Source organism: Streptomyces coffeae (assembly GCF_016741875.1).
Lineage (GTDB): Bacteria > Actinomycetota > Actinomycetes > Streptomycetales > Streptomycetaceae > Streptomyces > Streptomyces coffeae.
Genome location: NZ_JAERRF010000026.1, coordinates 54,783 through 69,142 on the forward strand (window position 1 = coordinate 54,783; position 14,360 = coordinate 69,142).

The following is a 14,360-nucleotide window of genomic DNA, read 5'->3' on the forward strand; positions in this document are numbered from 1 at the left end:
GTCAGACGCGAGCGATCAGATAGCGGAAGACGTTCGGCATCCACACCGTCCCGTCCGCCCGCTGATGCGGATGCAGCGCCTCGGCGATCTCCTTGGCGACCTGCGCCGGGTCCGTGGCCCGCTCCGCCGCGTCGAACAGCCCGGACGACAGCAGTCCGCGCACCGCGCTGTCCATGTCCGCGTAACCGAACGGACAGGCCACCCGGCCCGAGCCGTCGGGCCGCAGTCCGGCGTGCTCGGCCAGCCGCTCCAGGTCGTCCCTGCCGCATGGCCGCCAGCGGTCCGGGGCGCACATCGGGTCCGCGAGCCGTGCGCCCACCCGGAGGGCCGACGAGGTGGCGCACCGCTCCGGCGGGCCCCATCCGGCCAGCACCACGGCCCCGCCGCGCTCGGTGAGCGCCGTGGCCGCCGTGAGCGCGGACACCGCGGCGGCCATCGCCGCCCCGGGAGCCGTCCCCAGGGCGGGCAGGGGTTCGAAGGCGGTCACGACGGTGAACCCCGCCGTCGCCCTCGCGTCCGCGGCCGCCTCCGCCGCCTCCCGCGCCCAGGCGGGGTCCGGGTGGCCGAGCCCGAGCCGCGCCGGGGGCGTGTCCGCACCGCGCGGTCCGCCCGCGGCCGCCAGCCGCTTCCGGGCCAGCTCCAGACGGCTCGGGTCGGTGTCGGTTCCGCAGACCGCCGCGCCCCGCGCGGCCGCCATGAGGAGCGCGAGGCCCGAGCCGCAGCCCAGGCCCAGCAGCCGGGTCCCGGCGCCGACGTCCAGCCGTTCGTACACGGCCTCGTACAACGGCACCAGCATCCGCTCCTGGATCTCCGCCCAGTCGCGGGTGCGGGTGCCGGGATCCGCGGTGTGCGACGAGGAGGGGTGCGGGCGGCGCCGCCGGACGAGCGTAGATGTCATCGAAAGGGCCCCAATCAGCGAAGAGCACGTGCCGTCGTCAGATCCGGTTTCCATCCGCCGTCGTGCGCTGTGGCGTCCCACCCCCGTATGCCAGGGAACTCCCCATCCGTGCCCGCGTCCAGAGGTTTCACGGCCGTGCTTGCGTGCCCCCTCCGTGCGCCCCCGCACTCCTGTGCGTCCGCGCTGCTCCCGGGGCCGCCCCCGGGGACGCCGTCCGCTCCAGCCGGATCCTTTTGGCCCGATTCACGGTTCTGTGTGCCGCCGCCGTACGATCGGCGCCATGGCGAAAGCTCCCGTACTCACCCCGCAGGCGGAGGATTTCCCCCGCTGGTACCAGGACGTGATCAACAAGGCCGAGCTGGCCGACAACGGCCCGGTGCGCGGCACCATGGTCATCCGACCGTACGGATACGGGCTCTGGGAGCGGATGCAGGCGGACATGGACGCCCGGATCAAGGCGACCGGCACGCAGAACGCGTACTTCCCGCTCTTCATCCCGCAGTCGTATCTGACCAGGGAAGCCGATCACGTCGAGGGGTTCGCGCCCGAGCTCGCGGTCGTCACCCACGGCGGCGGCAAGGAGCTGGAGGAACCGGTGGTCGTCCGGCCCACCTCCGAGACGATCGTCAACGAGTACTTCGCCAAGTGGGTGCAGAGCTATCGCGATCTGCCGCTGCTGATCAACCAGTGGGCCAATGTGGTCCGTTGGGAGCTGCGGCCGCGGCTGTTCCTGCGGACGACCGAATTCCTCTGGCAGGAGGGCCACACCGCCCACGCCACCTACGAGGACGCCCGGGACTTCGCGGCCCGCATCCACCGCCATGTCTACGCCGACTTCATGGAGAACGTGCTCGCCATGGATGTCGTGCTGGGCCGGAAGACCGCCGCGGAGCGGTTCGCCGGAGCGCTCAACACCCTCACTCTGGAAGGGATGATGGGCGACGGCAAGGCTCTGCAACTGGGCACCAGCCATGAGCTCGGCCAGAACTTCTCCCGCGCCTTCAACACCAGCTATCTGTCCCGGGACGGCGAGCAGGAGCTGGTGTGGCAGACATCCTGGGGCAGCACCACCCGCATGATCGGCGCGCTGGTGATGATGCACGGTGACGACCAGGGCCTGCGGATCCCGCCCCGATTGGCCCCGGTGCAGGCCGTCGTCATGGCCGTCAAGGGCGATGACGCGGTGCTCGCCCGGGTCCGGGAGATCGGCGACCGGCTGACGGCGGCCGGGGTGCGGGTGCGGGTCGACGACCGCGCGGACACCCCGTTCGGCCGCCGCGCGGTGGACTGGGAGCTCAAGGGGGTGCCGGTCCGGGTCGAGATCGGCCCGCGCGACCTGGAGAGCGGTACCGCGATGCTCGCGCGCCGGATCCCGGGCGGCAAGGAGCCGGTGCCCGTCGAGCGGCTGGCCGAACTGGTGCCGGGGACGCTCGAGGAGGACCAGGCGCTGCTGCTGCGCCAGGCGCGGGACCGCCGCGAGGCGCGGACCACGGACGCGGCGACGATCGAGGAGGCCGCGGAGGCCGCGACCGCGGGCGGCTGGGCCCGGATCCGGTGGGCGGACCTGGGGCCGGAGGGCGAGGCGGCGCTCGCCGCGCAGGCGGTGTCCGTACGGTGTCTGGTCGCCGAGGACGGGTCGGTGCCGGACGCGGACGACGCTCCGGGTAACGTCGCCTACGTCGCGCGCGCCTACTGAGCGGGACCGCTGAGCCGGTACGTACCGGGTTGATGCGCGGTGGGCGGCTCCTCCGCACATCGGCGCACCCGCCCTCGTCGCGGCACATCACGTGAACTGACTGGTACGTGCAAATTATTTGGGATGCCCCGGAATCGGAACACCGGGCCGCTCCTGCTCGTTAGCACGACGTGAGCACGACACCACCTGTTCTCGCCGCAGAGCTGGCGCAGGCGTGGGCCGATATTCAACGGCACCACCCCGAGCTGCCGGATCTCGCCGCGCCCGAATCGCTGATCGGAGAGTCGTCGTCCGCATGTGGCGCCGAGCTCTCCTTCGAACGGCTGCTGCACGAGGCAGTCCATGGCATCGCCGCTGCCCGCGGTGTCCGTGACACCTCGCGCGCCGGCCGCTACCACAACCGCCGGTTCCTGGCGATCGCCGAGGAGCTCGGGCTGGACCATCCCGAGGAGCCACATCCCAGCAGTGGCTTCTCGCTGGTCACCCTCAGCCCCGAGGCGAGAAAGCGCTACCGGACCACCATCGAGAGACTTCAGCGCGCCCTCAAGGCGCACACCGTCGCGACCACCGCCGACACCTCGCGCACCTTCCGCGGGCCCGCCGCGCGGCACGGCTCGTCCGGCGGCGGCGTCCGGGTCAAGGCCGTGTGCGACTGCGGGCGCAATGTCCGCGTCGTGCCGTCGGTGCTGGCGCAGGCGCCGATCATGTGCGGTGGATGCGGCAAGCCGTTCCGCATCCCGGAGGCGGTGGCTGCGGTCGGCTGACCGGCGGCGGTGTGGCACAATGGTCCGCTGTACTCGACAGTCGACCAGGACCCCTCTCTCCTCCGGCTGGCGCGTCCATCGGGCACTCGGGTACCACAACCCCACGTGGCACTTCGCGTGCTCAACCACGTCAAGACCAGGAGACACCACTCCCGTGGCAGTCAAGATCAAGCTGAAGCGTCTGGGCAAGATCCGTTCGCCTCACTACCGCATCGTCATCGCCGACTCCCGTACCCGCCGTGACGGCCGGGCCATCGAGGAGATCGGTCTGTACCACCCGGTGCAGAACCCGTCGCGCATCGAGGTCAACTCGGAGCGCGCGCAGTACTGGCTGAAGGTCGGCGCGCAGCCGACCGAGCCGGTGCTGGCCCTGCTGAAGGTCACCGGCGACTGGCAGAAGTTCAAGGGCCTGCCGGCGCCGCCTCCGATGAAGGTCGCCGAGCCGAAGGCCGACAAGCGCGCCCTGTTCGAGGCCGCCGCCAAGGACGCCGGTGACGAGCCGAAGGGTGAGGCCATCACCCAGAAGGCGAAGAAGTCCGAGAAGAAGTCGGACGAGGCGGCCGAGGCCGCTGAGTCCACCGCGTCGACCGAGGCCTGACGATGCTCGAGGAAGCCCTCGAGCACCTGGTGAAGGGCATCGTCGACAACCCCGACGACGTGCAGGTCGCCTCGCGCAACCTGCGTCGCGGGCAAGTGCTGGAGGTCCGGGTGCACCCCGATGACCTCGGCAAGGTGATCGGCCGCAACGGCCGGACCGCGCGTGCCCTGCGGACCGTCGTGGGCGCCATCGGCGGCCGTGGGATCCGCGTCGACCTCGTCGACGTGGACCAGATCCGCTGAGGCGATCAAAGAGAGCACCGGCATGGGCCGGGGAGGGCCATGGGCCGTCCCCGGCCCGTGTGTGTGAAGGGACATCGGACACGTGCAGTTGGTTGTGGCGAGGATCGGCCGTGCCCATGGGATCAAGGGTGAGGTCACCGTCGAGGTCCGTACGGACGAGCCGGAGCTGAGGCTCGCCCCGGGCGCCGTGCTGGCCACCGAACCCGTCTCGGCCGGGCCGCTGACCATCGAGACCGGCCGGGTCCACAGCGGCCGGCTGCTGCTGCGCTTCGAGGGCGTCCGGGACCGCAACGGCGCGGAGGCGCTGCGCAACACCCTGCTGATCGCGGAGGTCGACCCGGAGGAAGTCCCCGAGGACCCCGAGGAGTTCTACGACCACCAGCTGATCGACCTCGATGTGGTCACCGTGGACGGGACCGAGGTCGGCAGGATCTCCGAGATCTCCCATCTGCCGTACCAGGACCTGCTGATCGTCCGGCGTCCGGACGGCGGTGAGGTGATGATCCCGTTCGTCTCCGCGGTGGTGCCGGAGATCGACCTCGAGGCGCAGCGGGCGGTGATCGACCCGCCGCCGGGGCTGCTGAACGACGCCGAGGCCGAGATCGCCGGCAGCCGCGGGGACTCCTCGTCGGACGAGGGCGCGTCGTCATGAGGCTCGATGTCGTCACGATCTTCCCGGAGTACCTGGAGCCGCTGAACGTCTCGCTGGTCGGCAAGGCGCGCGCCCGGGGACAGCTGGACGTCCGCGTCCACGATCTGCGCTCCTTCACGCACGACCGGCACCACACGGTGGACGACACCCCCTATGGCGGTGGTCCGGGCATGGTGATGAAGCCCGAGCCATGGGGTGAGGCGCTGGACTCCATCCTCGCCTCGGGGGAGGCCGAGCGGCCGGCCAGGCCGGTGCTGGTGGTGCCGACGCCGAGTGGGCGTCCGTTCACCCAGGCGCTGGCCGTGGAGCTGGCCGAGCGCCCCTGGCTGATCTTCGCGCCCGCCCGTTACGAAGGCATCGACCGGCGGGTGATCGAGGAGTACGGCGAGCACCTCGAGGTCCACGAGGTCTCCATCGGCGACTACGTCCTGGCCGGTGGCGAGGCCGCGGTCCTGGTCATCACCGAGGCGGTCGCCCGGCTGCTGCCCGGGGTGCTGGGCAACGCCGAGTCGCACCGCGACGACTCCTTCGCGCCCGGTGCCATGGCCGATCTGCTGGAGGGGCCGGTCTACACCAAGCCTCCCGAGTGGCGTGGCCGCGGTATCCCGGAGGTGCTGGTCAGCGGGCACCACGGCAAGGTCGCGCGATGGCGGCGGGACGAGGCGTTCCGGCGTACCAGCGTCAACCGCCCCGATCTGATCGAGCGCTGCGACCCCGCGGCGCTGGACAAGCACGACCGGAAGACCCTGGTCGAGCTGGGCTGGCAGGAGCTCCCCGAGGGCGGATTTGGGCGCTCGGACCGCGCCGTGGAAGAATAGGTCGCTGCCGTACGTCCGGGCGCGGCGCCCCTGCCACAGGGGGATCGACGCCCACCCGATGAGGGCGGCACTCCGAATCAACATCCGATATGCCGCTGATGACCTGTGGCATCAGCGAGGAAAGCAGACGATCATGTCTCACCTGCTCGACACCGTCGACTCCGCGTCGCTGCGCAGCGACATCCCCACCTTCCGTCCCGGTGACACGGTCAACGTGCACGTGCGCGTCATCGAGGGCAACCGCTCCCGTGTGCAGCAGTTCAAGGGTGTGGTCATCCGCCGCCAGGGTTCCGGTGTGCGTGAGACCTTCACCGTCCGCAAGGTGAGCTTCAGCGTCGGCGTCGAGCGCACCTTCCCGGTGCACACCCCGATCGTGGAGAAGATCGAGGTCGTCACCCGCGGTGATGTGCGCCGTGCGAAGCTGTACTACCTGCGCGACCTTCGCGGCAAGGCCGCCAAGATCAAGGAGAAGCGCGAGAGCTGAGTTTTGCGCGACTACTGAGCTACCGCCGGATCATCCGGCCGGGGCGGATAGGCTCTGGCCCGATGGACACCGAAGGACAGCTCACGGAGCGCGACCGCGCCTCCCGCTCCTCGACGGAGCACGAGGAGCGGTCGCGCTCTTCGCATGCGCCGGGCGATGCCGCGGAAGAGACCGCCGCCGCGCCCCGGCCTGCCCGGCGTGCGCTCGGGTGGCTGACCGGAGGTGGGCCCTGGCGGCGGGCGGGAGTGGTCACGGCACTCAGTGCCGTGCTGGTCCTGCTGGTGAGCGGCTGGGTGGTCCAGCCGTTCCTGATCCCCAGCCGCTCGATGGAGAACACCCTGCGGCCCGGGGACCGGGTCCTGGTGAACAAGCTCGCCTACCGGTTCGGGGACGATCCGCGCCGCGGTGACGTTGTGGTGTTCGACGGAACGGGTTCCTTTCTCGGCGAGAAGCCGTCGGGGAACCCTGTGACCGGAGTGCTCCGCAAGGCGGCCGCGGCGGTCGGACTGGCCGCCCCGGCCGAGTCCGACTACATCAAGCGTGTGGTGGGCGTCGGCGGTGACCGGGTCACCTGCTGCGACAAGCGGGGGAGGATCGAGGTGAACGGTCAACCGGTGAACGAGCACTATCTGCGCCCGGGGGACAGCCCCTCGCGTGTGCCGTTCGACATCGTGGTGCCGGAAGGGCGGCTGTGGGTGATGGGCGACCACCGCTCCGCCTCCCGTGACTCACGTGACCATCTCGGTGCGCCCGGCGGGGGCACCGTCCCCGTCGGCCAGGTGATCGGCCGTGCCGACTGGATCGCCTGGCCGGTCGGCCGCTGGTCCCGGCTGGAGCGGCCGGAGACCTTCGCCAGAGTGCCCCAGCCCGGTGTCATGCACGGCGCGGAACCCGGCGGCGCGCATGGGTAGCCGTGGACGACCCCGATACGGAAAGCGCCGCGCGGGCACGCCGCCGGAACCGGAGGCGCCGCGTCCCGGGGAGCGCCCGCTGGGCGGGCGTGCCGAGCGGCGCAAGATCCAGCGCCGTATCAAGCGCAGGCGCCAACGCTCCAAGGTCAAGGAGATACCGATCCTGGTGGGCGTGGCACTGGTGATCGCACTGGTGCTGAAGACCTTCCTGGTGCAGGCGTTTGTGATTCCGTCCGGATCGATGGAGCAGACGATCCGCATCGGCGACCGGGTGCTGGTGGACAAATTCACACCGTGGTTCGGCTCGAAGCCGGAGCGCGGCGATGTGGTGGTGTTCAAGGATCCCGGCGGCTGGCTCGAGGACGAGCGCAAGCCGCCCAAGGACGATCCGCCGGTCATCAAGCAGGGCAAGCAGTTCCTGACCTTCATCGGTCTGCTGCCGTCGGACAACGAGCAGGACCTGATCAAGCGGGTGGTCGGGGTCGGCGGTGACACGGTGGCGTGCTGTGACTCCGACGGCAAGGTCACCGTCAACGGAACGCCGCTGAACGAACCGTATCTGCACCCGGGGAACGAGCCCTCGCAGCGCCAGTTCAAGGTGACCGTCCCCAAGGGGCGGATCTTTGTGATGGGCGATCACCGCTCCAACTCGGCGGACTCCCGGGTCCATCTGGACGAGCCGGGCCAGGGCACCGTCTCGGACGACATGGTGGTCGGCCGCGCCGTGGTGATCGCCTGGCCGTTCGGCCATATGCGGAAGCTGGAGGAGCCCGGAACGTACGCCTCGGTGAAGGACGCGCCGAGTGGGGAGACACAGGCGCAGGGCGCGCCGCATAGGCTGTCCCCCATGGATCAGCAAGGAATGGTCCAGCTCCCGACCCCTGCGGAACTCCCGCTCGTTATGGGAGTGGTGGTCCTGCGCCGTTCGTGGAGCAGGCGGCAGTCAGGCGTGAGGAGTGGATGTGGGGGATTTGGCGGTCGGCGCACGATCCGGTCACGAAGAGCCCGAGCGGCGACCCGGGACAAGGGGAGAGACCTCTGTGAACGGGGACGGCACGGACACGGCGTCAGAGACCGGTGCGCCCACGGACGGGGCCTCCGGCGCCCCGGCCGGGCCCGGCGGCGCGGACCGTGCGACCGCGGCGGATCCCTCGGATCGCTCGGGGTCCACCGATCCCCAGGACTCCGCGGAGGGCGTGGCGCCGGAGGATTCCTCCGGGGCGCCCGGCCGTTCCGGCGGCGAGGCCGCGCCGGGGGCGAGGAGCGCTAGCGGCAAGGGCCCGAAGAAGGTGCGCTCCTTCTGGAAGGAGCTGCCGATCCTGGTCGGTATCGCGCTGCTGCTGGCGCTGCTGATCAAGACCTTCCTGGTGCAGGCGTTCTCCATCCCGTCCGACTCGATGCAGAACACCTTGCAGCGGGGCGACCGGGTGCTGGTGGACAAGCTCACCCCGTGGTTCGGCTCCGAGCCCCAGCGCGGTGAGGTGGTGGTCTTCCATGACCCGGGCGGCTGGCTCGGCGAGACCGAGAAGCAGGACTCCGGACCGGTCGCCGAGGGCATCCAGAAGGCGCTGAGCTTTATCGGGCTGATGCCGTCGGCCGAGGAGAAGGACCTGATCAAGCGGGTCATCGCGGTCGGCGGGGACACCGTCTCGTGCAAGCGCGGCGGCAAGGTCATGGTGAACGGCAAGGCGCTGGACGAGCCGTACATCTTCCCCGGGAACACCCCTTGTGACGAGAAGCCGTTCGGGCCGGTCAAGGTGCCCGAGGGCCGGATCTGGGTGATGGGCGACCACCGTCAGGACTCGCTGGACTCGCGCTACCACCAGAACCTGCACAACGGCACAGTCTCGGTCGACGATGTCGTCGGGCGCGCGATCGTCGTCGCCTGGCCGGTCGACCGCTGGAGCTCCCTGTCCGTGCCCGGCACCTTCGACCAGCCGGGGCTGAGCGCGGCGGCCTCGCTGGCGCCGACGGCCGGCGGGCTCGCGGGCGCGCTGCCGATCGTGCTGTGGCGGCGGCGCAGGCTGATCGCCAGGGCGGGGCGGGACGGCTGACCTGCTGGTCTGCCGCTGTTGCAGGGCTTCCCCGCCGCATCCCACTGCTGACGCCGGGCGCCTACCGCGGGTAAGGTGCGGTCCCGTGTCCTCGGGCACGCGGAACCTGATCTTCTGACGTCGGTGCGCAAGGCGGGAGCACGGGAATGAGCAGACCGGTGGGGGAGGGCAGGTTCGGAAGCCTGCTGTCCGGAGTGGCGGTGGCCCTCGGCTGTGTGCTGTTCCTGGGCGGATTCGCCTGGGCCGCGGTGATCTACAAGCCGTACACCGTCCCGACCGACTCCATGGCGCCCACCATCGGCAAGGACGACCGCGTGTTGGCGCAGCGGATCGACGGCGACGAGGTGCGCCGCGGTGACGTGGTGGTCTTCCAGGACGCCGTCTGGGGCGCGATGCCCATGGTCAAGCGGGTGGTCGGCGTCGGCGGTGACAAGGTCGTGTGCTGCGACAAGCAGGGGCGGCTGAGCGTGGACGGCAAGGCGCTCGACGAGCCGTATCTGGAGAAGAAGGACCAGGCGTCGCTGACCGGCTTCACCACCACGGTGCCCAAGGGGCGGCTGTTCCTGATGGGCGACCACCGCAGCGATTCGCTCGACTCACGGGTGCACCTCACCGACAGCGGTCACGGGGCCGTGCCGCGGAGCGCGGTCAGCGCCCGGGTCGACGCCACTGCCTGGCCTCTGGGCAGCTTCGGCATGCTCGAGCGGCCGCGGACGTTCGAGGCGCTGCCGGGCGGGGTCTCGCAGCAGGGACCGCTGCGGCTGATGGTGATCGCGGTCGTCAGCGGCGCCGTGCTCATCCTGGCGGGGGCGGCGTACGGGCCGATCGCCCGCCGCAGGCGCGCCGGTGCCGCGCGGCGCGAGGAACCACGGGGGACGGTGACGGCGCGTGGCTGACGGGGCGGCCGGACGGATTCCGCGGGCCGGCGCGGACGAGCGCCCGCTGCGGCAGGTGGCCCGGGTGGTGCTGCTGGACCCGCAGGACCGGATTCTGCTGCTGCACGGCTATGAACCGGACGATCCGTCGAGGACCTGGTGGTTCACGCCCGGCGGCGGCCTGGAAGGCGAGGAGAGCCGCGAGGAGGCGGCCCGGCGGGAACTGGCGGAGGAGACCGGGATCACCGATGTACGGCTCGGCCCGCTGCTGTGGCGGCGGATCTGCTCGTTCCCCTTCGCGGGACAGCGCTGGGATCAGGACGAATGGTACTTCCTGGGGCGTACCGAGCAGACCGCGACGGTCGAGGGTGAGGGGCTGACGGAGCTGGAGCGGCGCAGTGTGGCCGGGCTGCGGTGGTGGACCGCGGAGGAGCTGGCCACGGTGGGCGAACCGGTATATCCGACCCGCCTGCCGGAGCTGTTGCGTACGCTGCTCGTCGAGGGACCCCCGAGTGCACCGGTGATCCTGGAGACTGAGCGCGTCTGACGCACAATGGGGGGACGCACGGCTGAAGGGGAACATGCCATGAGCGCCGAGGACCTCGAGAAGTACGAGACCGAGATGGAGCTGAAGCTCTACCGGGAGTACCGCGATGTCGTCGGTCTGTTCAAATACGTGATCGAGACCGAGCGCCGCTTCTATCTGACCAACCAGTACGAGATGCAGGTGCACTCGGTCCAGGGTGAGGTCTTCTTCGAGGTGTCGATGGCCGACGCCTGGGTCTGGGACATGTACCGCCCGGCCCGCTTCGTGAAGCAGGTACGTGTTCTGACGTTCAAGGACGTGAATATCGAGGAGCTGAACAAGAGCGACCTCGACCTTCCGAGTGGCTGAGTTATCCACAAGTGATCGCCGGTCCACAGAAATCCTCCAAGATCCCATAGTGCGTGACCGAGGCGTCACAGTCGGTACCGGAGGTGGTGCCGATGAACGCCCGAGGGGCACTGGGCCGTTACGGCGAGGATGTGGCGGTCCGACGGCTGGCCGAGGCGGGGATGACCGTCCTGGAGCGCAATTGGCGGTGCCGGGACGGCGAGATCGACATCGTCGCGCTCGACGCCGGCGCGCTGGTGGTGTGCGAGGTCAAGACGCGCCGCGGGGGGTCCTATGAGCACCCGATGGCCGCCGTCGGACCGGTCAAGACCGAGCGGCTGAGACTGCTGGCGGAGCGCTGGCTGGAGCGGCACGGCGGCCCACCGCCCGGCGGGGTGCGGATCGATCTGGTCGGTGTGGTGCTGCCGGACCGGGGCGCGCCCGTCGTCGAGCATGTGCGGGGGGTGGCCTGATGGGATTCGCCCGCACCTGTTCGGTGGCCCTGGTCGGGGTCGAGGGGGTCGTGGTCGAGGTCCAGGCCGATCTGGAGCCCGGGGTCGCCGCCTTCACCCTGGTCGGGCTGCCGGACAAGAGCCTGGTGGAGAGCCGGGACCGGGTCCGCGCGGCCGTGGTGAACTCAGGGTCCGCATGGCCGCAGAAGAAGCTCACGGTGGGGCTGAGCCCGGCGTCCGTCCCCAAGGGCGGCAGCGGCTTCGATCTGGCCGTGGCCTGCGCGGTGCTGGCCGCGGCCGAGCGGATCGACCCACGGCAGATCGCCGATCTGATGATGATCGGGGAGTTGGGTCTTGACGGCCGGGTCCGCCCGGTGCGTGGAGTGCTGCCCGCGGTGCTCGCGGCCTCCGAAGCGGGCTATCAGCAGGTCGTCGTCCCGGAGCAGACGGCGGCCGAGGCAGCGCTCGTCCCCGGGGTCTCCGTGCTCGGGGTGCGGAGTCTGCGCCAGCTGATCGCGGTGCTGACGGACGAGCCGGTGCCCGAGGAGGATCAGGAGCCACCGGAGCCGGGGCGGCCCGATCCGCTGCTGGCCGGGCTCACCGTGCCGGGCGCGGGCATGGGCACCGGGGTGGCCGCGGGGCCGGGGAGCGGTGCGGGCGGTCCTGATCTGGCCGATGTCGCCGGGCAGCGGGCCGCGCGGGGCGCCTTGGAGGTCGCGGCCGCGGGAGGGCACCATCTGTTCCTCGTCGGTCCGCCGGGGGCGGGCAAGACGATGCTCGCCGAGCGGCTTCCCGGTCTGCTGCCACCGCTCACTCGGCAGGAGGCCCTGGAGGTCACCGCGGTCCACTCGGTGGCCGGGGTGCTGCCGCCCGGTCAGCCCCTGGTGGACACCCCGCCGTACTGCGCCCCCCACCATTCGGCGACCATGGCCGCCCTCGTCGGCGGGGGCAACGGCCTGCCCCGGCCCGGCGCGGTCTCGCTGGCCCACCGGGGGGTGCTGTTCCTCGACGAGGCCCCGGAATTCAGCGGCCGGGTCCTGGACGCGCTGCGGCAGCCGCTGGAATCGGGCCATGTGGTGGTGGCCCGCTCCGGAGGCATGATGCGGATGCCCGCGCGCTTCCTGCTGATGCTGGCCGCCAATCCCTGCCCCTGCGGGCGCCATGCCATGGTGGGCGAGGGCTGCGAATGCACACCGGTGATGGTGCGCCGCTATCAGGCGCGGCTGTCGGGGCCGCTGCTGGACCGCGTGGACCTGCGGGTCCATGTCGAGGCGGTCACCCGGGCCGAGTTGACCGGGGCGCGCGGCCTGGCGGAGAGCACCGCGTCGGTCGCCGCCCGGGTGTACGAGGCCCGGAAGCGCGCCGCGGCCCGGCTCGCGGACACCCCTTGGCGGCTCAACAGCGAGGTTCCGGGGCATGAGCTGCGCACCCGGTGGCAGCCCTGCTCCGGGGCGCTCCGCGAGGCCGAGCGGGACATGGAGCGCGGACTGCTCACCGCCCGCGGCCTGGACCGCGTGCTGCGGGTCGCCTGGACCGTCGCCGATCTGGCCGGCCATGACCGGCCCCTGGCGCCGGATGTCGCCAGGGCCCTTCAGCTGCGCACCGCGGTCAGCCGTGGTGTGCCGGTCGGGGCGGGGGAGCACTGATGGCCGTGCCCCCGAGCCACGGCGGCCCGCCCCGCCCGGGGCCGAGAGTCGATCCCGATCCGGGAGCGGGGGACGATCCGGGCCCGGGGGAGGGCCTTGGCGCGTGGGACGGGCCGGAGCCGGACGGTCGCCGGGGGGCCGGTGAGGAGGAAGAGCGGCTGGCGCGCGCGGCGCTCACCCGGCTGGTGGAGCCCGGCGACGAGACAGTGGGGCGCTGGCTGCGGCGGATGGGTCCGGTGGCGCTGCGCCGGGCGCTCAGCGGGCAGGGCGCACCGCCGCCCGGGGCGAGCCGGGAGCGGCTGGCCGGATGCGCGCTGCGGGCCGCCGGTCTGGACCCGGCGGCGGACCTTGTTGGGGCCGCCGGGCGGGGCGTGCGGTTCCTGTGCCCGGGGGACCTGGAGTGGCCTGGTCAGCTCGACGACCTCGGGGACGCTCGCCCGGTCGGGTTATGGGTGCGCGGCCGGGCGTCACTGCGGATGTGGGCGCTGGCCTCGGTCGCCGTGGTGGGCGCCCGTGCCTGTAGCGAGTACGGCGCCCATGTCGCCGCGACGCTCGCCGCCGGGCTCGTCGAGCGTGGCTGGGTGGTGGTCTCCGGGGCGGCCCACGGGGTGGACGGCGCGGCGCACCGCGGGGCGCTCGCGGCGGGCGGCGCCACCATCGCCGTGCTGGCTTCCGGGGTGGATGTCCCCTATCCGCGGGGTCATACCGAGTTGATCGAGCGCATCGCGGAACAGGGTCTGGTGGTGGCCGAGTTGTCGCCCGGGGCGCATCCGACCCGCAGCCGTTTTGTGCTCCGCAACCGGGTCATCGCCGCGCTGACCCGGGGCACGGTGGTCGTCGAGGCCCAGTACCGCAGCGGGTCGCTGGTCACCGCGCGCCGGGCCCAGGAGCTCGGCCGCTTCACCATGGGTGTGCCCGGCCCGGTCACCAGTGGGCTCTCCGCCGGGGTGCATGAACTGCTGCGCGGCGAGGCCGTGGTGGTCACCGACGCCGATGAGGTGGCCGAACTGGTCGGCGGCATCGGAGAGCTCGCCCCGGAGCGGCGGGGGCCGCTCGTCGAGCGGGACCTGCTCGATCCCGTGACGGCACGGGTCCTGGAAGCGTTGTCGGCACAGGGTGGCAATGACCTGCGGGAGGTGGCCCGGGAAGCCGGGTCCGGCTGCGACGAGACCCTGAGCCGGCTCTATGAGCTGCTCGCCCTGGGATTCGTCGAACGCCGTGGCGATCGCTGGGAGTTGGTCCCTCCGGCGCGCCGGAACGGCGGTGCACGGCGAGGCGGTCCCCCGAATCGGGGCAATCGGGTGAAAGGGTTGAGGCGATGACCGTATCCGCACACCGCCGAGCCGACGTCCTTCGCATACCGCGATGGCCCGATCACGCTACGCTCACAGGGTTT

Annotated in this window: 16 protein-coding genes and 1 pseudogene; 16 read left to right on the plus strand and 1 reads right to left on the minus strand. The window is 71.6% G+C overall.

The window, feature by feature from the left end:
• Position 1: 1 nt before the first annotated feature.
• Complete coding sequence (locus JK363_RS32135) at positions 2–898, minus strand: SAM-dependent methyltransferase (RefSeq protein ID WP_201880701.1); 897 nt, start codon at positions 896–898, stop codon at positions 2–4.
• Between the two features lie 280 nt (positions 899–1,178).
• Between JK363_RS32135 and proS the strand changes: the two genes are divergently transcribed.
• The 16 genes and pseudogenes from proS to dprA all read left to right on the plus strand — a co-directional run bounded on the left by proS (position 1,179) and on the right by dprA (position 14,286).
• Entirely contained in the window at positions 1,179–2,594 is a 1,416-nt protein-coding gene (proS, locus tag JK363_RS32140) for a proline--tRNA ligase (RefSeq protein ID WP_201880703.1), read from the plus strand.
• A 170-nt stretch (positions 2,595–2,764) separates the two neighbouring features.
• Positions 2,765–3,358 (plus strand): hypothetical protein, encoded by a 594-nt coding sequence (locus JK363_RS32145; RefSeq protein WP_201880705.1) that lies wholly within the window; start codon positions 2,765–2,767, stop codon positions 3,356–3,358.
• Positions 3,359–3,512: 154 nt separating this feature from the next.
• Positions 3,513–3,956, plus strand: coding sequence for a 30S ribosomal protein S16 (gene rpsP / locus JK363_RS32150; RefSeq protein ID WP_201880707.1), 444 nt, complete (start codon positions 3,513–3,515; stop codon positions 3,954–3,956).
• Positions 3,957–3,958: 2 nt separating this feature from the next.
• Positions 3,959–4,198, plus strand: a complete 240-nt coding sequence (locus JK363_RS32155) for an RNA-binding protein (protein WP_201880709.1) — start codon at positions 3,959–3,961, stop codon at positions 4,196–4,198.
• Positions 4,199–4,280: 82 nt separating this feature from the next.
• The gene (gene rimM / locus JK363_RS32160) at positions 4,281–4,850 is read left to right on the plus strand and encodes a ribosome maturation factor RimM (RefSeq protein ID WP_201880711.1); all 570 of its coding nucleotides are present in this window, start codon (positions 4,281–4,283) and stop codon (positions 4,848–4,850) included.
• Complete coding sequence (gene trmD, locus JK363_RS32165; protein WP_201880713.1) at positions 4,847–5,668, plus strand: tRNA (guanosine(37)-N1)-methyltransferase TrmD; 822 nt, start codon at positions 4,847–4,849, stop codon at positions 5,666–5,668. The genes rimM and trmD overlap by 4 nt, the downstream gene beginning before the upstream one ends.
• Before the next feature lie 133 nt (positions 5,669–5,801).
• Positions 5,802–6,152, plus strand: coding sequence for a 50S ribosomal protein L19 (rplS, locus tag JK363_RS32170; protein ID WP_020868146.1), 351 nt, complete (start codon positions 5,802–5,804; stop codon positions 6,150–6,152).
• 62 nt (positions 6,153–6,214) lie between these two features.
• Positions 6,215–7,063, plus strand: coding sequence for a signal peptidase I (gene lepB / locus JK363_RS32175; RefSeq protein WP_201880715.1), 849 nt, complete (start codon positions 6,215–6,217; stop codon positions 7,061–7,063).
• Positions 7,056–7,748 (plus strand): annotated as a pseudogene (gene lepB / locus JK363_RS32180) (signal peptidase I); the annotation flags it as partial. The gene lepB (JK363_RS32175) and the pseudogene lepB (JK363_RS32180), both read left to right, overlap by 8 nt.
• A 277-nt stretch (positions 7,749–8,025) precedes the next feature.
• Positions 8,026–9,117 carry a signal peptidase I gene (lepB, locus tag JK363_RS32185; protein WP_307821951.1) on the plus strand — a complete coding sequence of 364 codons (1,092 nt, stop codon included), beginning with the start codon at positions 8,026–8,028 and terminating at the stop codon, positions 9,115–9,117.
• Positions 9,118–9,263: 146 nt separating this feature from the next.
• Positions 9,264–10,013, plus strand: a complete 750-nt coding sequence (lepB, locus tag JK363_RS32190) for a signal peptidase I (RefSeq protein ID WP_201880721.1) — start codon at positions 9,264–9,266, stop codon at positions 10,011–10,013.
• Positions 10,006–10,539, plus strand: a complete 534-nt coding sequence (locus tag JK363_RS32195) for an NUDIX hydrolase (protein WP_201880724.1) — start codon at positions 10,006–10,008, stop codon at positions 10,537–10,539. Before lepB (JK363_RS32190) ends, JK363_RS32195 begins: the two co-directional genes overlap by 8 nt.
• Positions 10,540–10,578: 39 nt before the next feature.
• Positions 10,579–10,887: a DUF2469 domain-containing protein gene (locus tag JK363_RS32200; RefSeq protein ID WP_176180398.1), complete on the plus strand. Its 309-nt coding sequence runs from the start codon at positions 10,579–10,581 to the stop codon at positions 10,885–10,887.
• Between the two features lie 92 nt (positions 10,888–10,979).
• On the plus strand, positions 10,980–11,339 hold the full coding sequence (locus tag JK363_RS32205) for a YraN family protein (RefSeq protein ID WP_201880726.1): 360 nt from the start codon (positions 10,980–10,982) through the stop codon (positions 11,337–11,339).
• Positions 11,339–12,964: a YifB family Mg chelatase-like AAA ATPase gene (locus JK363_RS32210; RefSeq protein WP_201880728.1), complete on the plus strand. Its 1,626-nt coding sequence runs from the start codon at positions 11,339–11,341 to the stop codon at positions 12,962–12,964. Before JK363_RS32205 ends, JK363_RS32210 begins: the two co-directional genes overlap by 1 nt.
• A complete protein-coding gene (gene dprA, locus JK363_RS32215) occupies positions 12,964–14,286 on the plus strand; it encodes a DNA-processing protein DprA (RefSeq protein ID WP_201880735.1) in 1,323 nt (440 codons plus the stop codon). Before JK363_RS32210 ends, dprA begins: the two co-directional genes overlap by 1 nt.
• The last annotated feature ends 74 nt before the right edge of the window (positions 14,287–14,360 follow it).